Source organism: Pseudomonas sp. LBUM1643 (assembly GCF_059716215.1).
Map to the genome: position 1 here is coordinate 899,794 of NZ_CP166813.1, position 24,852 is coordinate 924,645.

22 protein-coding genes are annotated in these 24,852 nt (G+C 59.1%); 14 read left to right on the forward strand and 8 right to left on the reverse strand.

Annotated features, from left to right (window positions below):
• Window positions 1-73: 73 nt before the first annotated feature.
• Complete coding sequence (locus tag ACA063_RS03875; protein WP_497664845.1) at window positions 74-820, forward strand: FadR/GntR family transcriptional regulator; 747 nt, start codon at window positions 74-76, stop codon at window positions 818-820.
• A gap of 35 nt (window positions 821-855) precedes the next feature.
• Here ACA063_RS03875 and ACA063_RS03880 read toward each other — a convergent pair whose 3' ends face one another.
• Window positions 856-1,230, reverse strand: coding sequence for a hypothetical protein (locus tag ACA063_RS03880; RefSeq protein ID WP_497664846.1), 375 nt, complete (start codon window positions 1,228-1,230; stop codon window positions 856-858).
• Window positions 1,231-1,396: 166 nt separating this feature from the next.
• On the reverse strand, window positions 1,397-1,786 hold the full coding sequence (locus tag ACA063_RS03885) for a hypothetical protein (protein WP_497664847.1): 390 nt from the start codon (window positions 1,784-1,786) through the stop codon (window positions 1,397-1,399).
• Between the two features lie 335 nt (window positions 1,787-2,121).
• Here ACA063_RS03885 and ACA063_RS03890 point away from each other — a divergent pair, with 335 nt between their 5' ends.
• The 7 genes from ACA063_RS03890 (at window position 2,122) to ACA063_RS03920 (ending at window position 10,287) form a co-directional block, all read left to right on the forward strand.
• Window positions 2,122-2,424: a transposase gene (locus ACA063_RS03890; protein ID WP_497666472.1), complete on the forward strand. Its 303-nt coding sequence runs from the start codon at window positions 2,122-2,124 to the stop codon at window positions 2,422-2,424.
• Window positions 2,425-2,432: 8 nt separating this feature from the next.
• Window positions 2,433-3,257 (forward strand): IS3 family transposase, encoded by an 825-nt coding sequence (locus ACA063_RS03895; RefSeq protein WP_497666473.1) that lies wholly within the window; start codon window positions 2,433-2,435, stop codon window positions 3,255-3,257.
• 304 nt (window positions 3,258-3,561) lie between these two features.
• Entirely contained in the window at window positions 3,562-4,473 is a 912-nt protein-coding gene (kdgD, locus tag ACA063_RS03900; protein WP_307339677.1) for a 5-dehydro-4-deoxyglucarate dehydratase, read from the forward strand.
• Window positions 4,474-4,532: 59 nt separating this feature from the next.
• Window positions 4,533-5,978 (forward strand): aldehyde dehydrogenase family protein, encoded by a 1,446-nt coding sequence (locus tag ACA063_RS03905; protein WP_497664848.1) that lies wholly within the window; start codon window positions 4,533-4,535, stop codon window positions 5,976-5,978.
• A 66-nt stretch (window positions 5,979-6,044) separates the two neighbouring features.
• A complete protein-coding gene (locus ACA063_RS03910) occupies window positions 6,045-7,595 on the forward strand; it encodes an MFS transporter (protein WP_497664849.1) in 1,551 nt (516 codons plus the stop codon).
• A gap of 11 nt (window positions 7,596-7,606) precedes the next feature.
• The gene (gene garD / locus ACA063_RS03915) at window positions 7,607-9,160 is read left to right on the forward strand and encodes a galactarate dehydratase (protein ID WP_497664850.1); all 1,554 of its coding nucleotides are present in this window, start codon (window positions 7,607-7,609) and stop codon (window positions 9,158-9,160) included.
• 185 nt (window positions 9,161-9,345) lie between these two features.
• Complete coding sequence (locus ACA063_RS03920; RefSeq protein ID WP_497664851.1) at window positions 9,346-10,287, forward strand: AEC family transporter; 942 nt, start codon at window positions 9,346-9,348, stop codon at window positions 10,285-10,287.
• Between the two features lie 147 nt (window positions 10,288-10,434).
• Here ACA063_RS03920 and ACA063_RS03925 read toward each other — a convergent pair whose 3' ends face one another.
• The 6 genes from ACA063_RS03925 to gatC all read right to left on the reverse strand — a co-directional run bounded on the left by ACA063_RS03925 (window position 10,435) and on the right by gatC (window position 15,726).
• Window positions 10,435-10,815, reverse strand: a complete 381-nt coding sequence (locus ACA063_RS03925) for a carboxymuconolactone decarboxylase family protein (RefSeq protein WP_497664852.1) — start codon at window positions 10,813-10,815, stop codon at window positions 10,435-10,437.
• On the reverse strand, window positions 10,812-11,870 hold the full coding sequence (locus ACA063_RS03930) for a calcium/sodium antiporter (RefSeq protein WP_162440081.1): 1,059 nt from the start codon (window positions 11,868-11,870) through the stop codon (window positions 10,812-10,814). The genes ACA063_RS03925 and ACA063_RS03930 overlap by 4 nt, the downstream gene beginning before the upstream one ends.
• Before the next feature lie 46 nt (window positions 11,871-11,916).
• Entirely contained in the window at window positions 11,917-12,291 is a 375-nt protein-coding gene (locus tag ACA063_RS03935; protein ID WP_497664853.1) for a septal ring lytic transglycosylase RlpA family protein, read from the reverse strand.
• A 223-nt stretch (window positions 12,292-12,514) separates the two neighbouring features.
• Window positions 12,515-13,960 (reverse strand): Asp-tRNA(Asn)/Glu-tRNA(Gln) amidotransferase subunit GatB, encoded by a 1,446-nt coding sequence (gene gatB / locus ACA063_RS03940; RefSeq protein ID WP_162440083.1) that lies wholly within the window; start codon window positions 13,958-13,960, stop codon window positions 12,515-12,517.
• 10 nt (window positions 13,961-13,970) lie between these two features.
• Window positions 13,971-15,422 carry an Asp-tRNA(Asn)/Glu-tRNA(Gln) amidotransferase subunit GatA gene (gene gatA / locus ACA063_RS03945; RefSeq protein WP_497664854.1) on the reverse strand — a complete coding sequence of 484 codons (1,452 nt, stop codon included), beginning with the start codon at window positions 15,420-15,422 and terminating at the stop codon, window positions 13,971-13,973.
• Window positions 15,423-15,438: 16 nt separating this feature from the next.
• Window positions 15,439-15,726 carry an Asp-tRNA(Asn)/Glu-tRNA(Gln) amidotransferase subunit GatC gene (gene gatC / locus ACA063_RS03950; RefSeq protein WP_007901429.1) on the reverse strand — a complete coding sequence of 96 codons (288 nt, stop codon included), beginning with the start codon at window positions 15,724-15,726 and terminating at the stop codon, window positions 15,439-15,441.
• 210 nt (window positions 15,727-15,936) lie between these two features.
• Between gatC and mreB the strand changes: the two genes are divergently transcribed.
• From mreB to ACA063_RS03980, 6 genes are all read left to right on the forward strand, one after another.
• The gene (gene mreB, locus ACA063_RS03955) at window positions 15,937-16,974 is read left to right on the forward strand and encodes a rod shape-determining protein MreB (RefSeq protein WP_002555108.1); all 1,038 of its coding nucleotides are present in this window, start codon (window positions 15,937-15,939) and stop codon (window positions 16,972-16,974) included.
• Between the two features lie 143 nt (window positions 16,975-17,117).
• On the forward strand, window positions 17,118-18,227 hold the full coding sequence (gene mreC / locus ACA063_RS03960) for a rod shape-determining protein MreC (protein ID WP_497666474.1): 1,110 nt from the start codon (window positions 17,118-17,120) through the stop codon (window positions 18,225-18,227).
• Window positions 18,227-18,718: a rod shape-determining protein MreD gene (gene mreD, locus ACA063_RS03965; protein ID WP_045061471.1), complete on the forward strand. Its 492-nt coding sequence runs from the start codon at window positions 18,227-18,229 to the stop codon at window positions 18,716-18,718. Before mreC ends, mreD begins: the two co-directional genes overlap by 1 nt.
• Window positions 18,719-18,808: 90 nt before the next feature.
• Window positions 18,809-19,405: a Maf family protein gene (locus tag ACA063_RS03970; protein WP_497664855.1), complete on the forward strand. Its 597-nt coding sequence runs from the start codon at window positions 18,809-18,811 to the stop codon at window positions 19,403-19,405.
• 57 nt (window positions 19,406-19,462) lie between these two features.
• Complete coding sequence (gene rng, locus ACA063_RS03975; RefSeq protein ID WP_162439239.1) at window positions 19,463-20,920, forward strand: ribonuclease G; 1,458 nt, start codon at window positions 19,463-19,465, stop codon at window positions 20,918-20,920.
• Window positions 20,921-20,995: 75 nt separating this feature from the next.
• Complete coding sequence (locus tag ACA063_RS03980) at window positions 20,996-24,799, forward strand: YhdP family protein (RefSeq protein ID WP_497664856.1); 3,804 nt, start codon at window positions 20,996-20,998, stop codon at window positions 24,797-24,799.
• The last annotated feature ends 53 nt before the right edge of the window (window positions 24,800-24,852 follow it).

Sequence of the window (24,852 nt, forward strand, 5' to 3'; positions counted from 1 at the left end):
GGGATTGGTGATCGTACAACCGCGTTGAGCTATGATGCGGTTTCAGCCGAAATTTTCGAGACCGATGCACATCATGGAAAATCCGATCGACGCACCACGCCTCCCTCGCAAGCGCCGCAGCCTCGCACAGGAACTGGTGACGGTGCTGTCCGAGCAGATCCGCGACGGGCACCTCAAGCGTGGCGACAAGTTGCCCACCGAGTCGGCGATCATGGATGCCCATGGCGTCAGCCGCACCGTGGTGCGCGAGGCGATTTCCCGGTTGCAGGCGGCAGGCCAGGTTGAAACCCGCCACGGCATCGGCACCTTCGTGCTGGACACGCCAAGCCCGAGCGGTTTCCGCATCGACCCGGCGACTGTAGTGACCTTGCGTGACGTGCTGGCGATTCTGGAACTGCGCATCAGCCTCGAAGTGGAATCCGCCGGCCTCGCTGCACAGCGCCGCAGCCCGCAGCAACTGGCAACCATGCGTGCCGCCCTCGATGCGCTCAACGAAAGCGCATCCCACGCCAGTGACGCCGTGGCCTCGGACTTCGCCTTCCACCTCGAGATCGCCCTGTCCACCGGCAACCGTTACTTCACCGACATCATGACGCACCTGGGCACCAGCATCATTCCGCGGACACGCCTCAACTCCGCGCGCTTAGCCCATGACGACCAGCAGCACTACATGAGCCGGTTGAGCCGTGAGCACGAAGAGATCTACGACGCGATTGCCCGCCAGGACTCCGATGCTGCGCGGGCGGCAATGCGTCTGCACCTGACCAATAGCCGTGAGCGGCTGCGCCATGCGCATGAAGAAGCTGAGGCGCAGCGTTGAGTCGGAACTATCCTGTGCAAGTGTTGCTATGCGCCCTAAGCAAAAGGTCTGTCCTTGATCAATCGGTGCAAAGTGGATGATGGTTTCGGTGCTTCTGCTATTTTTGCCTCGTAACTTAGTAATACCCACCCGTCTTGCGTTCTTAAATCGAACAGTGTCGCTGCAAACTTCACTTCCTCTTTGTCATTTTGTTTTGTCGTAAAACGAGCGTGCATAGGGATGACAGGACTGAAGCGGTCGACATGCAGTTCAAAGGTGAAGTCGACCTGCTGCCCTGTTGCTTTTCCCGGGTAATTGATGTGAAGCAGGAACGCATCCCCGAACTTGTCACGGTCGAGAATTTCGCCCTCCGATTGAGGCGTTTCTGGCTGGGGAAGCAGTTCAATCTGCGAGACGTTTAGCGCCGTCATGGTGAATCTCCGTTAACTCTTGAAGTGGCGAAAATTGCATTAATTTGCATCACCAGTTAAGGGGGAATGCTTCAGATCTTGCTACTGTCATAAATGACAGTGGCGACATAGGGTGATCATGTGCAGAGAGGTGACACTTCGCTCCCACATCAGACAACCCCCTGATTCAAGTGATCTTCAGTGAAATCAGGTTCGAGTTCACAGCCAGACTCGACTCCCCCATCCCCTGATAACGCAACTGCACGGTGTGCCCGGCAAACTTTCGCAATTGCACCACGGACAACTCAACCTCCAGGTTACGGCTTTGTTGATATTCGCCTTCGTCCGGTTCTGCCGGTGGCGGTGTGCTCACCCAATGGCCTGCGGGGACGTCATCACCGGTCAATTCGGGGTATTCGGGATCACCCAGGATCGCATAGACACGCCCTTCCGGAGGGAGCCGTGCGGTGTTGGGGATGCCGAGGCGCAGAGGTTGATTGAACTCGGCGAGATTGATCACTGCTTGCGGTGGTGACCCGGTGACCGGGATATTCAGTGTTGGCGCAGGATTGTCCATGATAAATGTTCCTTGAAGTGTGGCCATCAGGTGTGCGGCAGAAGCGGGCACGTGGTTTCAAGGGAACACTTATCCGTTGCGGGGTTGTACAGGGGAACTGTTAAAAATAACAGTCCCGACAAATGGTGCCATGGGATTGAAGCGGTTTTTCAGAAGTCGGGTGAGTTGTTGCCTCTCAGATCGTCATCGCGGGCAAGCCCGCTCCCACGGTTCTTCATGGTTGATAAAACCCATGAACACCGAAGTTCCTTGTGGGAGCGGGCTTGAACTGGCCTAATGATTTTGGACACTTCAATCGGGCGCTATGATGGCGCCCAAATCTGAGGTGTTTGGATATGCGTAAATCTTATTCGAGAGAGTTCAAGCTCAAGGCTGCGAGCATGGTGCTGGACGAGGGCCAGTCAGTTCCCGATGTCTGTGCCAATCTGGATATTGGTCCTACGGCCCTGCGCCGCTGGGTCGATCAAGTTCGAGAAGAGCGCCTGGGCTCGACCCCGGTGGGTGCCAAAGCGATTACTGCCGAGCAGCGAGAGATCCAGCAGCTCAAAGCCTTGCTCAGGCAAAAAGACCTGGACATCGAAATCCTAAAAAAGGCCAGTGCTCTCCTGCTTTTGGACTCCAAAGATCATTCTCGCTGATCAACGAGCTGGACGAGCAGTACGGCGTTAACAATTGCTGTCGGGCGTTTGGAGTCAACCGCAGCAGCTTTTACGCCTGGCGTCAGCGCCAGGGCAAGGTGAAACCTGAGCGGGAGAAACTCAAAGCCGTGCTGATCGAACATCACAAGGAATCCAGAGCCTCTGCCGGCTCGCGCACCTTGGCCAAGGAGCTGCAAGCCAAGGGACATCGTGTCGGGCGGCATATGGCTCGCAGCTTGATGCGCGAAGCCGGTGTTGCCAGTCATCAGCGGCGACGCCACAAGTACAAATCCTCCGGCGTGGAAGCGCTGGTGGCACCACATGTGCTCAAGCGCAAGTTTGACGTCACGGCGATGAATCAGGTGTGGTGCGGCGATGTCACGTACATCAAGGTCGGCAAGCGTTGGATGTATTTCGCGGCGGTGCTGGATCTGTTTGCTCGTCGGATCGTGGGGTGGGCGTTTTCAATGATTTCCGACGCCACGCTGACCTGTGAAGCGTTGCGAATGGCGGTGCAATTGCGAGGCGGTCCAAAAGAGGTGCTGTTTCATTCTGATCAAGGCTGCCAATACACCAGCCACAAATTCAGGAATGAGATGCGCAAGCATGGACTCCTGCAAAGCATGAGTCGCAAAGGTGAATGCTGGGACAACGCCCCGATGGAGCGTTTCTTTGGGAGCCTGAAGTCAGAATGGCTGCCCGAAGATGGCTACAGCTCGGAACATGAAGCCCGCGTAGATGTGCAGCGTTATGTGATGCGTTACAACAACGTCAGGCTCCACAGCTACAACGGCTATCGGTCGCCGGTAGCTATGGAGAAACTGGCGGCGTGAAACCTTAACTGGTGTCCAGAATTACTTGACCAGTTCAGCTTGCCCGCGATGAGGCTCGAAAAAACACCGCAAACAATGCGCGCTCACTCAACTCTTCCGACAACCTGTCTCCAAACCCTATCTAACCCTTCTCGCTGAGAAGCCCTGAATGAAGGGTCAAACGCACCCGGCCCAGCAATTTCACCCCATCAGCGATGAAATGCAGTTGACGATTATATTTTAAGTTGTACGATGACCTACAACTCGGCGAAGGCTGAACGGTTTTCCCAACAACTTAGACGTCGCTACTCAGGGTGTTCGAATAATGAATCCACAAGAACTGAAGTCCATCCTCTCCTCCGGCCTGCTGTCTTTCCCGGTAACCGATTTCAATGCCCAGGGCGATTTCCATCGCGCTGGCTACATCAAGCGTCTCGAATGGCTGGCCCCATACGGCGCCAGCGCCCTGTTCGCCGCGGGCGGCACCGGTGAGTTCTTCTCCCTGGCGGCCAGCGAATATTCGGAAATCATCAAGACCGCCGTCGACACCTGCGAAACCAGCGTACCGATTCTGGCCGGTGTTGGCGGTTCGACCCGTCAAGCTATCGAATACGCACAGGAAGCCGAGCGTCTGGGCGCCAAAGGCCTGTTGCTGCTGCCGCATTACCTGACCGAAGCCAGCCAGGACGGCGTGGCTGCTCACGTTGAAGCCGTGTGCAAATCGGTGAATATCGGCGTGGTTGTCTACAACCGCAACGTTTGCCGCCTGACTGCTCCGTTGCTGGAACGTCTGGCCGAGCGTTGCCCGAACCTGATCGGCTACAAGGATGGCCTGGGTGATATCGAGTTGATGGTGTCGATCCGTCGCCGCCTCGGTGATCGCTTCAGCTACCTGGGCGGTTTGCCGACCGCCGAAGTCTACGCCGCTGCCTACAAGGCGCTGGGTGTGCCGGTCTACTCCTCGGCGGTGTTCAACTTCATCCCGAAAACCGCCATGGATTTCTACCACGCCATCGCCCGCGAAGATCACGCCACCGTTGGCAAGATCATCGACGACTTCTTCTTGCCCTACCTGGACATCCGTAACCGCAAAGCCGGCTACGCGGTGAGCATCGTTAAGGCCGGGGCAAAAATTGTCGGCTACGACGCAGGTCCTGTGCGTGCACCGCTGACCGATCTGCTGCCAGAAGAGTACGAAGCTCTGGCCGCACTGATCGACAAGCAGGGCGCGCAATAACAACCGACTAAGCAAGGCCGCTGAGTAATCAGCGGCCTTTTGCGTGAGGAGATAGAACAGTGGCAGATGCAAAGCGTTTCGATAACTACATCAATGGCGAATGGGTTGCCGGTGGCGATTATTCCGCCAACATCAACCCGTCCGAACTGACCGACACCATTGGCGACTATGCCAAAGCTGATCTGGCTCAAGTCCACGCCGCCATCGACGCGGCCCGTGCAGCGTTTCCGGCCTGGTCCACTTCGGGCATTCAGGCTCGTCACGATTCCCTGGACAAAGTCGGCAGCGAGATCCTCGCCCGTCGCGAAGAGCTCGGCACCTTGTTGGCTCGGGAGGAGGGCAAGACCCTGCCTGAAGCCATCGGTGAAGTGACTCGCGCCGGCAATATTTTCAAATTCTTCGCCGGTGAATGCCTGCGCCTGTCCGGCGACTATCTGCCGTCGGTACGTCCGGGCGTCAACGTCGAAGTGACTCGCGAAGCCTTGGGTGTGGTCGGTCTGATCACCCCGTGGAACTTCCCGATTGCGATCCCGGCGTGGAAAATCGCCCCGGCCCTGGCCTACGGTAACTGCGTCGTGCTGAAACCGGCGGACCTGGTGCCGGGTTGCGCTTGGGCGCTGGCTGAGATCATCTCCCGCGCAGGCTTCCCGGCCGGCGTGTTCAACCTGGTGATGGGCAGCGGTCGTGTGGTGGGTGATGCATTGGTGCAGAGCCCGAAAGTCGACGGCATCAGCTTCACCGGTTCCGTAGGGGTCGGCCGTCAGATCGCCGTCAGCTGCGTGTCGCGCCAGGCCAAGGTTCAGCTGGAAATGGGTGGCAAGAACCCGCAGATCATTCTCGACGACGCCGACCTCAAGCAAGCGGTCGAACTGTCGGTACAGAGCGCGTTCTATTCCACCGGCCAGCGTTGCACCGCTTCGAGCCGCTTTATTGTCACTGCCGGTATTCACGACCAGTTCGTTGAAGCCATGGCCGAGCGCATGAAATCGATCAAGGTCGGTCACGCGCTGAAAACCGGTACCGACATTGGTCCGGTCGTTTCGCAGGCTCAACTTGAACAGGATTTGAAGTACATCGACATCGGCCAGTCCGAAGGTGCACGTCTGGTCAGCGGTGGTGGTTTGGTGACTTGCGAAACTGAAGGTTACTTCCTCGCGCCGACACTGTTTGCCGACAGTGAAGCCGCGATGCGCATCAGCCGTGAAGAGATCTTCGGTCCGGTGGCGAACATCGTTCGCGTCGCGGACTACGAGGCTGCACTGGACATGGCCAACGACACCGAATTCGGTCTGTCGGCGGGCATCGCCACCACGTCGCTGAAATACGCCAACCACTTCAAACGCCACTCCCAGGCCGGGATGGTGATGGTCAACCTTCCGACGGCAGGCGTGGATTACCACGTTCCGTTCGGTGGGCGTAAAGGTTCATCCTATGGATCCCGCGAGCAAGGTCGCTATGCGCAAGAGTTCTACACGGTCGTGAAGACCAGCTACATCGGCTCGTAACCCGTTGCAGCGTGGTGTCCGGTTTCACCGGCCGCCGCAGCCCCCCTGCACTGTAGGAGCTGTCGAGTGAAACGAGGCTGCGATCTTTTGATCTTGTCTTTAAAAATCAACATCAAAAGATCGCAGCCTCGTTTCACTCGACAGCTCCTACATTCCCACAGGGGATTCGCCGAACACGCGATATACGCGGACCAGGCGACTACAAAAGATTCACCCGCGCATAAAAATAATCAGTGGGAGTACATCTACATGCAAGCGACCAAGCCGACCCATGTCCGCTATTTGATTTTGCTCATGCTTTTCCTGGTGACCACGATCAACTACGCCGACCGGGCTACTATCGCCATCGCGGGCTCCAGCCTGCAAAAAGACCTCGGCATCGACGCGGTCACCCTCGGTTATATCTTCTCCGCATTCGGTTGGGCCTACGTGGCCGGGCAAATCCCCGGTGGCTGGCTGCTGGATCGTTTCGGCTCGAAAAAAGTGTATGCACTGAGCATCTTCACCTGGTCGCTGTTCACGGTACTACAGGGCTACGTCGGTGAATTCGGCATGTCCACGGCGATCGTTGCGCTGTTCATGCTGCGGTTCCTGGTGGGCCTGGCCGAAGCGCCGTCCTTCCCCGGTAACGCGCGCATCGTCGCGGCCTGGTTCCCGACCGCTGAACGCGGCACCGCCTCGGCGATCTTCAACTCGGCGCAATACTTCGCCACGGTGTTGTTTGCACCGCTGATGGGCTGGATCGTCTACTCCTTCGGCTGGCAGCACGTGTTTATCGTCATGGGCGTGATCGGCATCATCTTCTCGGGTATCTGGCTGAAGGTTATCCACAGCCCGCGCCAACACCCGATGATCAACGAAGCCGAGTTCAAGCACATCGCCGACAACGGCGGCATGGTCGACATGGACCAGGACAAGGGCAAAGGCAAAAAAGTCGACGGCCCGAAATGGGACTACATCCGTCAGCTGCTGACCAATCGCATGATGCTCGGCGTGTATCTGGGCCAGTACTGCATCAACGGCATCACCTACTTCTTCCTGACCTGGTTCCCGGTGTACCTGGTGCAAGAGCGTGGCATGACCATTCTCAAGGCCGGTTTCATTGCCTCGTTGCCAGCCATCTGCGGCTTCATCGGTGGGGTGCTGGGCGGGGTGATTTCCGACTACCTGCTGCGCAAGGGGCACTCACTGACCTTCGCCCGCAAGGCACCAATCATCGCTGGCTTGCTGGTTTCGAGCAGCATCGTGGCCTGCAACTACGTTGACGTTGAATGGATGGTTGTCGGCTTCATGGCGCTGGCGTTCTTCGGTAAAGGCGTGGGCGCGCTGGGCTGGGCCGTGGTGTCTGACACCTCGCCCAAACAGATCGCCGGTCTCAGCGGTGGCCTGTTCAACACCTTCGGCAACATCGCATCGATCACCACCCCGATTGTCATCGGCTACATCATCAGCTCCACCGGATCGTTCAAATGGGCGCTGGTGTTTGTCGGTTGCAACGCCCTGGTCGCGGTGTTCAGCTACCTGGTGATCGTCGGCCCGATCAAGCGTGTGGTGCTCAAAGAGCCGCCAGTCAGCGGACCTGAAACACACAACAAATTGTCTCAAGCGCATTCCTGAGGAGCGGCGTCATGCAGTTGATTGAACATTCCGACTCGCCGCGCTACATCCGCCTGCACGAGCGGGACAACGTCGTGATCGTGGTCAATGACCAGGGCGTGCCGGCCGGCACGGAATTTCCCGACGGTCTGGTCACCGTGGACTTCGTGCCGCAAAGCCATAAGGTCACTCTGGAAGACATTCCCGAGGGCGGCCAGGTGATTCGTTACGGGCAGACCATCGGTTATGCACTGTTGCCGATTCCCCGGGGCAGCTGGGTCAAGGAAGATCAACTGCGCATGCCCACCGCACCGCCGCTGGACAGCCTGCCGCTGTCCACCGAAGTGCCGGAGGCGCAGGCACCGCTGGAAGGCTTTACGTTCGAGGGTTATCGCAACGCGGACGGCACCGTCGGCACGCGCAATATTCTGGGTATTACCACGACTGTTCAGTGTGTCGCCGGGGTGCTGGACCATGCGGTCAAGCGCATCAAGGATGAATTGCTGCCGCTTTATCCGAACGTTGATGACGTGGTCGCGCTGACCCACAGTTACGGTTGTGGCGTGGCAATTACTGCCACCGACGCCTACATCCCGATCCGCACCGTGCGCAATCTGGCGCGCAACCCGAACCTGGGCGGCGAAGCCTTGGTGATCAGTCTGGGCTGCGAGAAATTGCAGGCCGGGCAGGTGATGCACGAGAACGACAGCTCCGTGGATCTGAGCGATACGTGGCTGTACCGCTTGCAGGATTCGAGTCACGGTTTCACCGAGATGATCGAGCAGATCATGGCGCTGGCCGAGACGCGTTTGAAGAAGCTCGATCAGCGTCGCCGGGAAACCGTGCCGGCGTCCGAGCTGATTCTGGGGATGCAGTGCGGCGGTAGCGATGCGTTTTCCGGCATCACTGCCAACCCGGCGCTGGGTTATGCCTCGGACCTGTTGCTGCGTGCGGGGGCGACGGTGATGTTCTCCGAAGTCACCGAAGTGCGCGACGCGATCTACCTGCTGACCTCCCGAGCGGAAACTCAAGAGGTGGCTCAGGAACTGGTGCGGGAAATGGACTGGTACGACCGCTACCTGGCCAAGGGCGAAGCGGATCGCAGCGCCAATACCACGCCGGGGAACAAGAAGGGCGGGTTGTCGAACATTGTCGAGAAGTCATTGGGCTCCATCGTCAAATCCGGCAGCAGCGCGATCAATGGCGTGCTCGGGCCGGGAGAACGCTTCAAGCGCAAAGGCCTGATCTTCTGCGCGACACCTGCCAGCGATTTTGTCTGCGGGACGTTGCAGTTGGCAGCCGGTATGAACCTGCATGTGTTCACCACCGGGCGCGGCACGCCATATGGGCTGGCCATGGCGCCGGTGGTCAAGGTGTCGACCCGGACTGAACTGGCGCAACGCTGGCCGGATTTGATCGACATCGATGCCGGGCGGATTGCGACCGGGCGGGCGTCGATCGAAGACCTTGGCTGGGAGTTGTTCCACTACTATCTGGACGTGGCCAGTGGCAAGCAGCAGACGTGGGCTGAAAAGCACAAGCTGCATAACGACATCAGCCTGTTCAACCCGGCGCCGATCACCTGATACCGAGTTGCCTGCATCGCCAGCAGGCTGGCTCCCACAGTGATCTCCAGCGTTCACACAATTTGTGTAGCTATGAAGAACCCCTGTGGGAGCGAGCCTGCTCGCGATGGCGATCTACCAGACGCCAACGCCTCGGGTGGCTTATCATTAGCCCCCTAACGACGCCCACCAAGGTATCCCCCGGCATGCTGGCAATCTTCCTCGAAACCCTGAACATCACCGCGCCGGTGTTTGCCATGCTTTTTCTGGGTGTGCTGCTCAAGCGCATCGACTGGATCAACGACAACTTCATTCACACCGCGTCGGCTCTGGTGTTCAACGTCACCATGCCGGCGTTGTTGTTTCTGGGCATCCTGCATGCCGACCTGCACGCCGCTTTGCAGCCGGCGCTGCTGATCTATTTCTCGGTCGCGACCCTGGCGTGTTTCGCCATCGCCTGGGGCTGGGCGATCTGGAAGTGTCCGCGCGAGGATCGCGGGATTTACACCCAGGGCGCGTTTCGCGGGAACAATGGAGTGATCGGGCTGGCGCTGGCAGCGAGCATGTACGGCGATTACGGGATTTCCCTCGGGGCGATCCTCGCAGCGCTGGTAATCCTGTTTTACAACACGCTTTCGACCATCGTGCTGGCGGTGTACAGCCCGGTGATCAAGTCCGACCCCTGGAGCATCTGCAAGAGCGTGATGGTCAATCCGCTGATCATCAGTGTGATTGCGGCGGCCCCCTTTGCTTATTTCGAGATCGGCTTGCCGGGATGGCTGGAAACGTCCGGTCAGTATCTTGCGCAAACCACCTTGCCGTTGGCCCTGATCTGCATCGGCGGCACGCTGTCGCTGGCATCACTGCGTAAAAGCGGAAACATGGCGCTCAGTTCAAGCCTGGTGAAGATGATCGGCCTGCCGGTGCTGGCGACGCTTGGTGCGTGGTTGTGGGGGTTTCGCGGAGCGGAGTTGGGGATTTTGTTTCTGTACTTCGGCAGCCCGACCGCTGCTGCCAGTTTTGTCATGGCACGGGCGGCCAACGGTAATCATGAACTGGCCGCGGCGATTATCGTGATTACTACGCTGATGGCGGCGGTTACCACCAATCTCGGGATTTTCCTGTTGCAGTGGGGTGGGTGGATCTAGTTGACGGTACGCCACGCCCGGTCCCTGTGGCGAGGGAGCTTGCTCCCGCTGGACTGCGTAGCAGTCCCCTGCTCTTTAGGTAAAAAAGGGGGCCGCTTCGCAGCCCAGCGGGAGCAAGCTCCCTCGCCACAAAAAATCGCATCGGGATTACTCCGGCTTCTGGTAACTATCAATCACTTCCTGCGCCGCCCGGAACGCATCGATGGCCGCCGGTGCACCGGCGTACACCGCACAATGCAGCAGCGTTTCACGAATCTCTTCCACGGTGCAGCCGTTGTTCAGCGCACCGCGCACGTGGCCTTTCAATTCCTGCGGGCACTTCAACGACGTCAATGCGGCGAGGGTGATCAGGCTGCGGGTTTTCAATGGCAGGCCTTCGCGGTTCCAGACGCCGCCCCATGCGTGTTCATTGACGAAGTCCTGCAGCGGCTGGCTGAACTCGGTGGCATTGCCCAGCGCGCGGTCGACGAAAGCGTCGCCCATGACTTGGCGGCGGACTTCAACTCCGGGTTTCTTATTGTCGGTCATGGCGATTCCTTCTTGTGGTGTTGGCGACGCCAGGCGCGCAGCGACGTGAACAGCAAAAACGCCACCAGCGCCGGCAAGACGAAAAACAGCATCAGATGTTCGAGCTTGCCAGCCAGCGGCATACCGGTGGTGAACGACACCACATGCAGGCCGTAAGCCAGGTACAAACCCAAAAACAGCAGACCTTCGGCGCGCGTTACCCGATACCCGGAATAGAACACGGGCAGGCACAACGCCGCGACGCCGAGCATCACGGGCAGGTCGAAATCCAGGGCATTGGGCGATACCGACAAGGGTGTCGGCGCGACCAATGCGGTGACGCCAAGCACCCCCAGAAGGTTGAACAGATTGCTGCCGATCACGTTGCCCACGGCGATCTCCCGCTGGCCGCGCAAGGCGGCAATCAAGGAAGTCGCCAGCTCCGGCAGTGAGGTGCTGACCGCAACGATCGTCAGCCCGATGATCCGTTCCGACAGTCCCAGATCCGTGGCCACCGCGACTGCAGCGCCCAGCAGCAAGTGGCCGGCATACACCAGCATGGCCAGTCCGGCGACGATCATCAGCAGGCTGCTGATCCATGGCGTGTGGCGCGTCGGGTCGTGTGATGGCGGGCGCGCCGAGTGCCGTGACTGGCGCAGCAGCAACGCCAGGTACAACACCAGCGCTGCCAGCAGCACCATGCCGTCGACGCGGGTCAGTTCTTCATTCCACGCGAGCACGAATACCAACAGGCTGGCGCCGATCATCAGCGGGATGTCCAGCCGTACCAGTTGCCGGGAAACCCGCAGCGGGATGATCAGCGCCGACAGGCCAAGGGTTACCAGAATGTTGAAAATACTGCTGCCGATCACGCTGCCGACCGCGATATCGGCGTTCTGCGCCAAGGTAGCTTGCAAGCTGACCGCCATTTGCGGCGCGCTGCTGCCGAGGGCGACGATGGTGAGACCAATGATCAGAGGTCGTACCTGCAGGCGTGCGGCCAGGCGCACGGCGGCCCGTACCATGAGTTCGGCGCCGGCGATCAGTAGAAACAGGCCGCTGAGCAATTCAATCACGCTACTCAGGGGTAAATCGGCAAGTCCGAAAATAGTCAGCGCTCCGTCAGTCGTCGAGGGCCTGCACGCGAACCCGCGCAGTGCCGCTGCGCACCATGCCCAATCGCTCGGCCGCTTCGTGCGACACGTCAATAAGGCGCCCACGAGTGTGCGGCCCGCGATCGTTGATACGGACCACGCAGGACTTGTTGTTACTCAGGTTGGTGACCTTCACTCGCGTGCCAAAGGGTAACTGGCGATGGGCGGCGGTCAGGGAATTCTTGTTGAAACGCTCGCCACTGGCGGTGCGTTTGCCTTGGTGTTTGGCGCCGTAGTAAGAGGCGGTACCGGTCTTGTCGTAGCCGTGTGGATCGATGATGTCGTTGCTGGCACAACCGGCCAGAAGAGATATCAGGGCGCAAAGGCCGAGCAGACGCTTCATTCAAGGTTTCCCGAAAACAAATGTGGGAGCCAGCTTTCGTGGCGAGGGGACTTGTCCCCGTTGGGTCGCGAAGCGGCCCCAAACGGTGAGTTCGGAATGCATCTGACACACCGAGAACTCAGGTTTTGGGCCTGCTGCGCAGTCCAACGGGGACAAGTCCCCTCGCCACAAAAGCTCGCTCCCACAAGGGTGGAGCCAGATTTGACGGCTGGCTCCATTCTCATCAGCCTTCGAGCTTGCTTTTCAGTAGTTCGTTGACCTGTTGCGGGTTGGCCTTGCCTTTGGAGGCTTTCATGGCTTGGCCGACGAAGAAACCGAACATTTTGCCGCGCTTGGCTTCGTCTGCCGCGCGGTATTGCTCGACCTGCTCGGCGTTGGCCGCGAGCATTTCGTCCAGCACCGCAGAGATCGCGCCGCTGTCGGTCACTTGCTTCAGGCCGCGCTTGTCGATGATCTCGTCCGCACTGCCTTCACCATTGGCCATTGCTTCAAAGACCACCTTGGCGATCTTGCCGGAGATGGTGTTGTCCTTGATGCGCAGCAGCATGCCGCCCAGTTGCTCGGCCGAAACCGGCGACTGATCGATGTCCAGGCCCTGTTTGTTAAGCAAACTGCCAAGCTCTACCATCACCCAGTTCGCTGCAAGCTTGGCGTCACCGCCGATGCTCACGACCTTCTCGAAGTAATCGGCTTGCTCGCGGCTGGTGGACAGAACGCTGGCATCGTAGACCGAAAGACCGAACTGCTCCTGGAAGCGCTCGCGTTTCTGCGGTGGCAATTCCGGAAGGGTGGCGCGCACCTCATCGAGGAACGAGTTCTCGATCACCACCGGCAGCAGGTCCGGATCGGGGAAGTAACGGTAATCGTTGGCTTCCTCTTTGCTGCGCATCGGACGGGTTTCGTCCTTGTTTGGATCGTACAGACGGGTCTGCTGGATCACCTTGCCGCCGTCTTCGATCAGCTCGATCTGACGCTGCACTTCACTGTTGATCGCCTTCTCGATGAAACGGAACGAGTTGACGTTCTTGATCTCGCAGCGGGTGCCGTATTCAACCTGCCCCTTCGGACGGATCGATACGTTGCAGTCGCAACGCAGCGAACCTTCGGCCATGTTGCCGTCGCAGATGCCCAGGTAACGCACCAGTGCGTGGATGGTCTTGACGTAAGCCACCGCTTCCTTGGCGCTGCGCATGTCCGGCTCGGAAACGATTTCCAGCAGTGGCGTACCGGCACGGTTCAGGTCGATGCCGGTGGCACCGTTGAATTCTTCGTGCAGGCTTTTGCCGGCGTCTTCTTCCAGGTGCGCACGGGTCACGCCAACACGTTTTATCGTGCCGTCTTCCAGGGCGATGTCCAGGTGGCCCTTGCCAACGATCGGCAATTCCATCTGGCTGATCTGGTAGCCCTTGGGCAGGTCCGGGTAAAAGTAGTTTTTACGGGCGAACACATTGTGCTGGCCGATCTCGGCGTCAATCGCCAGACCGAACATCACGGCCATGCGCACCGCTTCCTGGTTCAGCACCGGCAATACGCCGGGCATGCCGAGGTCAACCAGGCTGGCCTGGGTGTTCGGCTCGGAACCGAACGTGGTGGAACTACCGGAAAAGATTTTCGACCGGGTGGTGAGCTGGGTGTGAATCTCCAGCCCGATCACGACTTCCCATTGCATGTGTTTCTCCTCAGAAGCCGGTTGGGGTGCGGGTGTGCCAGTCAGTATTCAATTGATACTGGTGGGCAACGTTCAACAGGCGACCTTCCTGGAAATACGGAGCGAGCAGTTGCACGCCGACCGGCAGACCGTCGACAAAACCTGCTGGCATGGACAAGCCCGGGAGACCGGCAAGGTTGGCGGTGATGGTGTAGACGTCTTCCAGGTACGCAGCGACCGGATCGCTGTTCTTGGCGCCGAGCTTCCAGGCCGGGTTCGGCGTGGTTGGGCCGAGGATGATGTCGACCTCATTAAAGGCCGCCATGAAGTCGTTCTTCACCAGACGGCGGATTTTTTGCGCCTTCAGGTAGTAAGCGTCGTAGTAACCGGCCGACAGGGCGTAGGCACCGACCATGATCCGGCGCTGGACTTCCGGGCCGAAACCTTCGCCACGGGAGCGCTTGTACAGGTCTTCCAGGTTCTTCGGGTCTTCGCAGCGATGGCCAAACCGCACGCCATCAAAGCGCGACAGGTTGGAGGACGCTTCTGCCGGGGCGATCACGTAGTACGCAGGGATCGCGTGCTGCATGTTCGGCAGGCTGATTTCCTTGATCACGGCACCGAGCTTTTCCAGCTCCTTGACGCTGTTGTGGATCAGCTCGGCGATGCGCGGATCGAGACCGGCGCTGAAGTATTCCTTCGGCACGCCAATGCGCAGGCCTTTGAGCGATTCGTTGAGGCTGGCGCTGTAGTCCGGCACCGGTTCGTCGATGCTGGTGGAGTCATTGGCGTCAAAACCCGCCATGCCCTGCAGCAGGATCGCGCAATCTTCGGCGGTGCGGGCAAGCGGGCCGCCCTGATCGAGACTGGAGGCATAAGCGATCATGCCCCAGCGCGAAACACGACCGTACGTCGGTTTCAGGCCGGTCAGGTTGGTAAACGCTGCGGGCTGACGAATGGAGCCGCCGGTATCGGTCGCGGTGGCGGCGGGCAGCAGACGGGCGGCAACGGCTGCCGCCGAACCACCGGACGAACCGCCGGGCACGTGTTCCAGGTTCCACGGGTTTTTCACGGCGCCGTAGTAGCTGGACTCGTTGGCCGAACCCATGGCGAATTCGTCCATGTTGGTCTTGCCAAGGGTCACAGCGCCCGCAGCGGCGAGCTTCGCAACGACGGTGGCGTCGTACGGTGCCTTGAAGTTATCGAGCATCTTCGAGCCGCAGCTGGTGCGGATGCCCTGGGTGCAGAACAGGTCTTTGTGGGCGATCGGCGCGCCGAGCAGGGCGCCGCTTTCACCATTGGCCCGGCGTGCGTCAGCAGCTTTCGCCTGCTGGAGCGCCAGGTCTTCGGTGAGGCTGATGAAGCTGTTGAGCTGCGGATCGAGCTGGGCGATGCGCGCCAGCAGGACTTTGGTCAGCTCTTCGGAGGAAAACTTTTTATCGGCGAGTCCGCGGGCGATCTCGGCCAGAGTCAATTGATGCATTGCAGGCTCTTTCCCTTTAGTCGATGACTTTCGGAACCAGGTACAGGCCGTTTTCGACCGCTGGTGCGATGGACTGATAAGCCTCGCGGTGATTGGTCTCGGTCACGACGTCTGCACGCAGGCGCTGGCTGGCTTCCAGTGGGTGGGCGAGCGGCTCGATACCGTCGGTATTGACCGCCTGCATTTCGTCGACAAGCCCGAGAATGCTGTTAAGGGCCGAAGTGATGTGTGGAAGATCGGCATCATTGAGGCCAAGGCAGGCCAGATGAGCGATTTTTTCCACGTCGGAGCGTTCAAGCGCCATGGGAATCTCCAGTGGAAAACAGAACGGACGGCGTCCGTGTGTTAGATTGTCGGAACACTACCGCATTTCTACGGTCATAAGGCCGCGATTGTGGGGGTTGGTGCACAGAAAAGCGGCCAATTTAACATATTGGCGCCTTGCCCAAAATCCCTGTCGTTGTTAGAGTTTGCCGCACTTTTTTACCCACGCGTTGCCTAGGGTCCTTTCCCCATGTTCAAGAAACTGCGTGGCATGTTTTCCAGCGATCTCTCCATTGACCTGGGCACTGCCAACACCCTTATTTACGTGCGCGAGCGCGGAATCGTCCTGAATGAGCCATCGGTTGTGGCCATTCGGACACACGGTAACCAGAAAAGTGTCGTTGCCGTTGGCACCGAGGCCAAGCGCATGCTCGGCCGTACGCCGGGCAACATTGCTGCCATTCGTCCGATGAAAGACGGCGTGATCGCCGACTTCAGCGTCTGCGAAAAGATGCTGCAATACTTTATTAACAAGGTTCACGAAAACAGCTTTCTGCAGCCTAGCCCGCGTGTGTTGATCTGCGTTCCATGCAAATCCACTCAGGTTGAGCGTCGCGCCATCCGTGAATCGGCCCTGGGTGCCGGTGCTCGTGAAGTGTTCCTGATCGAAGAACCAATGGCCGCTGCGATCGGCGCCGGCCTGCCGGTTGAAGAAGCCCGCGGTTCGATGGTTGTCGACATCGGTGGTGGTACTACCGAAATCGCACTGATCTCCCTGAACGGTGTGGTTTACGCTGAATCCGTGCGAGTTGGCGGTGACCGCTTCGACGAAGCGATCATCACCTACGTGCGTCGCAACTACGGCAGCCTGATCGGCGAATCCACCGCCGAGCGCATCAAGCAGGAAATCGGTACGGCCTACCCGGGCGGCGAAGTGCGCGAAGTTGATGTTCGCGGTCGCAACCTGGCAGAAGGTGTTCCTCGTGCCTTTACCCTGAACTCGAATGAAGTGCTGGAAGCTCTGCAAGAGTCTTTGGCTACCATCGTTCAGGCTGTGAAAAGCGCGCTGGAGCAATCGCCTCCGGAGCTGGCTTCCGATATCGCCGAGCGTGGCCTGGTGCTGACCGGTGGTGGCGCCTTGCTGCGTGACCTCGACAAGTTGCTGGCCCAGGAAACCGGTCTGCCAGTCATCGTTGCCGAAGACCCGCTGACATGTGTTGCTCGCGGCGGTGGCCGTGCATTGGAAATGATGGATAAACACACCATGGATCTGCTTTCCAGCGAGTAAATCGTTGGCATGCATCTATGCTGTTGAGCGCGCAGGCAGCACTTTGCAGTGCTGCCTGTTGGCGTTTATCTTCTGTCAGTCTGCATCCAGGCCGGTTTGATGCCGTATGAATAAAGAAAACATTTGCCTGGGAGGAGCGGCTTATTAAACCGCTTTTCACCAAAGGGCCTTCACTGGGCGTGCGCTTGTTGGTGCTGGTCGTGCTATCGGTCGCGCTGATGGTGGTCGATGCCCGCTTCACACTGTTCAAGCCAGTGCGTAGCCAAATGTCGCTGGTACTGATGCAGTCCTACTGGATCACCGACCTGCCACAGCGGTTATGGCAGGGTGTGGCCAGCCAGTTTGGCAGCCGGACCGAACTCGTCGCAGAAAACGAAAAACTCAAGACTGAAAACCTGCTGTTGCAGGGCCGCATGCAGAAGCTTGCAGCCCTTACCGAGCAGAACGTTCGGCTGCGCGAGTTGCTCAACTCCTCGGCACTGGTCAATGAAAAGGTCGAAGTCGCCGAGTTGATCGGCATGGACCCCAACCCCTTCACCCATCGCATCATCATCAACAAAGGTGAGCGCGACGGTGTGGTCCTCGGCCAGCCGGTGCTCGACGCCCGTGGCCTGATGGGCCAAGTGGTGGAGTTGATGCCCTACACCTCCCGCGTCCTGCTGCTGACCGACACCACTCACAGCATCCCGGTACAAGTGAACCGTAACGGTCTGCGGGCGATTGCCAGCGGTACCGGCAATCCGGAACGCCTGGAACTGCGTCACGTGGCCGATACCGCCGACATCAAGGAAGGTGATCTGCTGGTCAGCTCCGGCCTGGGTCAGCGCTTCCCGGCGGGTTATCCCGTAGCGACGGTCAAGGAAGTGATTCACGATTCCGGTCAACCCTTCGCCATTGTTCGGGCCGTACCCACTGCCGCATTGAACCGCAGCCGCTACTTGCTGCTGGTGTTCAGCGACGGTCGTACAGCCGAAGAGCGCGCCAATGAAGCCGCCCAGGCTCAGGAGGCGCTGGATCAGTATGGTGGTGGTCCGGTTATTCCTCCCACTGTGTCGAAACCGGCCATTGTGCCTGCAGCGGTAGCGGCTCCTGCCGCTCCTGTAGCGCCGGCTGCCGCAACACCGGCAACACCGGTAGCGCCGACCCCGGCCAAACCTGCCGCATCCAAACCTCCTGCCAAACCACCCGCTGCCGCCAAGCCTGCTGCCAAACCGCCTGTCACCGCGCCGGCTTCCACTGGGGGACGAGAATAATGGTCGGTACGACTGCTTCCCGAAATGGCTGGATTGTCTGGCTGACGTTTGCCATCGGCATGCTGCTCAGCGTTTCACCGTTGCCGCAGTTCATGGAAATTCTCCGTCCTTTGTGGCTGGCACTGCTGCTGGCCTTCTGGGCATTGGCGATGCCGCAGAAAGTCGGCATGGTCACTGCGTGGTGCCTGGGCCTTGCTGAAGATGTGCTGTATGGCACCTTGCTGGGGCAAAACGCGTTGATCCTGACACTCATCACCTTCCTGGTGCTGTCGCTGCAACAGCGCCTGCGGATGTTCCCGATGTGGCAGCAAAGCCTGGTGATCCTGGTGATCTTCGGCCTCGCACAACTCGTTCAATTGTGGCTCAGCGCCCTGACCGGCAATCGTCAGCCAACGTTGGCGCTGGTATTGCCGGCACTGGTCAGTGCCTTGCTCTGGCCATGGATCAGCTACGGTTTGCGCGGTTTGCGTCGACGCTACAAAATCAATTAATCCGGTCAGGCATTGGCCTGCACCTGTGACCTGTCTCGCCAATAAGGAACAGCATTTGTGAGACAGGGCACTGGACAGGGAGATGTCGTGATGAAACAGCTTTACCTCGCCTCAGGCTCGCCACGTCGCCGCGAACTGCTCACGCAGATTGGCGTGCCGTTCTCCGCCATCAGCGCGGACATCGATGAAACCCCTCTGATTCATGAATCCCCATCGGCTTATGTCGAGCGCCTGGCGCGCGGCAAAGCCGTGGCCGGGCGCAGCGCAGTCCTGTCCGCCGCAGAGTGTTGCGTGCTGGGTGCCGATACTGCCGTGGTACTGGACGGGAAAATTCTTGGCAAGCCGGTGGACGAAGCTGACGCGTGCGCCATGCTTATGATGTTGTCCGGACGTGAACATGAAGTTCTGACAGCCATCGCACTGCTTGATGGAGAGCGATGCGAGTCGAGGGTGGTGCGCAGTCAGGTGCGTTTTCGCAACATCAGTCCTGAAGAAGCAGCGGCCTACTGGATCAGCGGTGAGCCTCGGGACAAGGCGGGTGGCTATGGCATTCAGGGGCTCGGCGCGGTGTTTGTTGCCCAGCTGAATGGCAGCTACTCGGCGGTGGTCGGATTGCCGCTGTGCGAAACCGCAGAACTGCTGGGCCATTTCGGCATACCCTGTTGGCAAACCCTTAACGCGCTCTGAGCGTCGTAATGACAAGATGCGGCCATTATCGTGAACATGCCTGAACGAGACCCTGCCATGAGTGAAGAGATCCTGATCAACATCACGCCGATGGAATCGCGCGTGGCGGTGGTTGAAAACGGTGTCCTGCAAGAAGTTCATGTCGAGCGCACGCAAAAGCGCGGGATCGTCGGCAACATCTATAAAGGCAAGGTCGTGCGGGTACTGCCAGGTATGCAGGCGGCGTTCGTCGACATCGGCCTGGACCGTGCTGCCTTCATTCACGCCTCGGAAATTTCCCTGCGAGAAGGCCCGGCGGTCGAGAGCATCAGCGCGCTGGTTCACGAAGGCCAAAGCCTGGTCGTGCAAGTCACCAAGGATCCTATCGGCTCCAAAGGCGCGCGCCTGACGACGCAATTGTCGATTCCATCGCGTTATCTGGTGTACATGCCGCGCACCGCGCACGTCGGTATCTCGCTGAAAATCGAAGACGAAGCCGAGCGTGAACGACTCAAGCAAGTGGTGACCGATTGCGTGGCAAAGGAAGGTATCAAGGAAGCCGGCGGGTTCATCTTGCGGACCGCGGCAGAAGGCGCCGGTGCCGATGAAATCCTGATGGACATCCGCTACCTGCGCAGGCTCTGGGACCAGATCAACGACCAGATAAAAACCATCAGCGCACCCAGTGTGATCTACGAAGACCTCGGTCTGGCATTACGCACCTTGCGCGACCTGGTCAGCCCGAAGATCGAGAAGATCCGTATCGATTCCCGAGAAACCTTCCAGAAAACCACACAGTTCGTCGCCGAACTGATGCCGGAAATCGCCGATCGTCTGGAACACTACCCTGGCGAACGACCCATTTTTGATCTGTACGGCGTTGAAGACGAAATCCAGAAAGCCCTCGAGCGTAAAGTTCCGCTCAAATCCGGGGGCTACCTGGTGGTGGATCCGGCGGAAGCCATGAGCACCATCGACGTCAATACCGGGGCATTCGTCGGTCATCGCAATCTCGAAGAAACCATCTTCAAGACCAATCTCGAAGCGGCAACCGCCATTGCTCGGCAACTGCGCCTGCGCAACCTTGGCGGGATCATCATCATCGATTTCATCGACATGGAAGATGAAGAGCACCAGCGTCAGGTGCTGCGCACGCTCGAGAAGCAGCTGGAACGCGATCACGCCAAGACCAACATTATCGGCATCACCGAGTTGGGCCTGGTGCAGATGACCCGCAAGCGCACCCGCGAAAGCCTCGAGCAAGTGCTGTGCGAGCCCTGCAGCAGTTGCCAGGGTCGCGGCAAGCTCAAGACGCCGGAAACCGTCTGCTACGAAATCTTCCGCGAAATCCTCCGTGAGGCTCGCGCCTATCAGGCGGAAGGCTATCGTGTATTAGCGAACCAGAAAGTAGTCGATCGTCTGCTCGATGAGGAGTCGGGCAATGTCGCGGAGCTGGAAGGATTTATCGGTCGCACCATTCGATTCCAGGTGGAAACCATGTATTCCCAGGAACAATACGACGTGGTGCTGCTCTGAAACGTTATGTTGCACACCGACTAGAACAGCTGGCCTCAGCTTTTTGCAGTTTTAACGCCACGGGAGCCAACTGACATGGACCGTCTGACACGCATATTGGCCGCACTGACCCGCTGGGGTCTGGGCCTGTGCGCGTTGATTCTGGTGCTGATGGCGCTTTACGTCAGCCTCGGCCGGGAGCTGACCCCGCTGGTTGCCGAATACCGGGCCGAGGTCGAGGACAAGGCTGGTATTGCCTTGGGTATGCCGCTGCACATCGGTGAACTGGAAGGAAACTGGAGCGGCTTTGCGCCCATCCTTCTTGCTCACGATGTAATGGTAGGTGAAGGCGCGAATTCGCTGCGTCTGGATCAGGTGCGCGCCGTGCCTGACCTGTGGGCCAGTTTGCTGGCTCGTGAAGTGCGCATCGCTCATCTCGAACTCAACGGCCTGAAGATCAGCCTCAAGGAAGGCGAGGACGGTCATTGGGCGCTGGAAGGTTTGCCGGTCCAGCAGGATCAACCGCTGGATCCGGAGCAGTTGCTCAATCGCATGCAGATGGTTCAGCAGCTGTCGATTCTCGACAGCCAGGTGACCTTGCAGCCACTGGATCATCCTCCGCTGACCCTGACGTACGTCGGCGTAAATCTGAAAACCGGCGCTTCACGCCAACGAATCGATGCCCGACTGACCCTGCCCGATGGTCAGCCAGTGGCCTTGAGCTTGCGCACTCGCATCCGGGCCAGCGATTGGCAGAATGGCGAGGCCGATGCCTACCTCAGTCTGCCGCAAAGTGATTGGTCGAAGTGGCTGCCAGAGCGTCTCACCCGGCAATGGAATTTTTCCGAGATCAAGGCCGGGGGAGAACTCTGGTTCAATTGGAACAAGGGCGCTCTGCAAAGTGGTGCCGTTCGGTTGAATGCACCGCAACTCAAGGGTGCCTACGCCGAGCGCAAACCGGTCCAGATCAACAATCTGGCGCTCAACGGCTATTTTCAACGCAGTTCCGAAGGCGTCCTGGTGACGCTGGATTCTTTGTCGATGAACCTCGGCGAAACCCGTTGGGAGACCCGCCTGCAGCTCAAGCAGACTTCAGCCACTGACAAGTCCGATGAACTGTGGCACCTGCAAGCCGATCGTCTGGACCTGACTCCGCTGACCCCGCTACTGAACGCGCTGGGACCACTGCCCGAAGGCGTGGCGACGGCGGTCGAGCGTCTCAAGGTTACGGGTGGCCTGCGTAACGTGCTGATCGATTTCCGGCCCAACGCGACGGACAACAGCAAGTTCAGCTTCGCCGCCAACCTCGACCGCGTAGGCTTCGATGCGTACCACGGCGCTCCTGCGGCGCGTAATGTGAGTGGCAGTATCAGCGGCGACCTGGGTCAGGGCGAGCTGCGCATGGACAGCAAGGATTTTTCCCTGCACCTCGATCCGATTTTCGCCAAGCCGTGGCAATACATTCAGGCCAACGCCCGATTGACCTGGAAGCTCGATAAAGAAGGTTTCACCCTGATCGCGCCCTACCTGAAGGTCCTGGGTGAAGAGGGCAAGATTGCCGGCGATTTCCTGATCCGCCTGCATTTCGACCATACCCAGGAAGACTACATGGACCTGCGGGTCGGCCTGGTGGATGGTGATGGCAAATACACAGCGAAATACTTGCCTGAGGTACTGAGCCCGGCCCTGGACGAATGGCTGCTCACTGCCATTCTCAAAGGGGCCGTGGACGAAGGGTTCTTCCAGTATCAGGGCTCGCTGAACCATGGCGCCGCTGACACTGCGCGCAGCATCAGCCTGTTCTTCAAGGTTCACGACGCCGAACTGGCCTTTCAGCCGGGATGGCCACATGTGAGCAAGGTCAGCGGCGACGTTTTCATCGAAGACAGCGGCGTGCGGATTCTCGCCAGCCAGGGGCAATTGCTCGACACCCAGGTTCGCGATATTTACGTCAACATTCCCCACGTTCCTGCCGGCAAGAACAGTCATCTGTTCCTCGATGGCGCATTCTCTGGCGTGCTGGGCGATGGTCTGAAGATCCTCCAGACAGCACCGATAGGCACTGCGGAAACCTTTGCCGGTTGGGAAGGCGAGGGCGAGCTGCAAGGTAAATTGAAACTGGATATTCCACTGGCCAAAGGCGAGCAGCCGCAGATTCTTGTCGACTTCAAGACCGCCAAGGCACGACTGAAATTGCGCGACCCCGCCTTGGAGCTGACGCAGCTCAAGGGAGATTTCCGTTTCGACAGCGCCAAGGGGCTGAGCGGGCAAAACATTTCGGCGCGCGCTTTCGATAAACCGGTGAGTGCACAGATTTTTGCGGACGGCAGCGCGGGTAATCTCAAGACCCGTGTGACGGCATCGGGTCAGGTGGAGGTCAAGAAACTCACGGAGTGGCTGAGCGTCACCCAGCCATTGCCGGTGTCCGGCCTGATTCCTTATCAACTGCAACTGAACATCGGCGGCCCTGACAGCCAGTTACTGGTCAGCTCCAATCTCAAAGGCGTCGCCGTTGATTTGCCGGCTCCCTTCGGCATGACGGCTGACACCGGTCGCGACACGACATTCCGCATGACCCTGCAAGGTACGGATCGGCGCTACTGGGTCAATTACGGCGAGTTGGCGAACTTTACCTATGAAGCACCGGCCGGAAACTTCGCCGACGGTCGCGGTGAATTGCTGCTTGGTGGCGGACAAGCTGTTGTGCCGGGCGCCAAAGGCCTTCGAGTACGGGGCACATTGTCGGAGCTGGATGTGGGCCCCTGGAAAGACCTGGCGGACAAGTACGCCGGCCAGGATCCGGGAGGAAGTGCCAAGCAGTTGCTCAGCAGCGCAGACTTGAAAATCGGCAAGCTCAGCGCTTTCGGCACGACGCTTGATCAGGCGTCTGTGCAGGTCAATCGCAGACCGGCCGCGTGGGCGTTGCAGCTCGACAGTCAGCAGGTAAAGGGTTCGGTCGGTCTTCCCGATGCGAAATCCGCACCGATTGCGATCAATCTGCAAACCGTACGTTTGCCCGCACCGGATCCGACGGTCCTCGCCGACGAAAATTCGCCAGACCCGCTGGCCTCGGTGGCCCCGACGAAAATCCCGGCACTGGATATCACCATTAATCAGTTGTACCAGGGAAAGGATCTGGTGGGCGCCTGGTCACTGAAGGTCCGTCCGACTTCCAAGGGCATTGCGCTGAATACGCTGGATCTTGGGCTCAAGGGGATCTTGTTGCAGGGTAGCGGCGGCTGGGAGGGCACGCCCGGTGCTTCGAACAGTTGGTACAAAGGCCGGATCAGTGGCAAGAACCTCGCTGATGTGTTGAAAGGCTGGGGGTTTGCACCGAGTGTCACCAGTGAAGATTTCCATATGGATGTCGACGGTCGCTGGCCGGGCTCACCTGCCTGGCTGGCCACCAAGCGCTTCTCCGGCACCCTCGATGCGTCGTTGAATAAAGGCCAGTTTGTCGAAATTGAAGGTGGTGCCCAGGCCTTGCGAGTGTTTGGCCTGCTTAATTTCAATTCTATCGGTCGACGCCTGCGCCTGGATTTCTCCGACCTGTTTGGCAAAGGCTTGAGTTACGACCGGGTCAAAGGCCTGTTGGTGGCGACAAACGGTGTGTACGTCACCCGTGAGCCGATCCGGATGACGGGGCCGTCCAGCAACATCGAACTCAATGGGACGCTGGACCTGGTGGGCGACAAGGTCGACGCCAAGCTGATGGTCACCTTGCCGGTTACCAACAACCTGCCGATCGCGGCGCTGATCGTCGGCGCACCGGCTATCGGCGGTGCTTTGTTCCTGATCGACAAACTGATTGGTGACAGTGTGTCGCGGTTCGCCAGCGTCAAGTACACCGTCAAAGGCCCGTGGAAAGAGCCGAAAATCACCTTCGACAAGCCTTTTTGAAATCATGTCTTTGGTCCGATGGAGTAGCATGGCGGTAGCTGTTAATGCGCCAA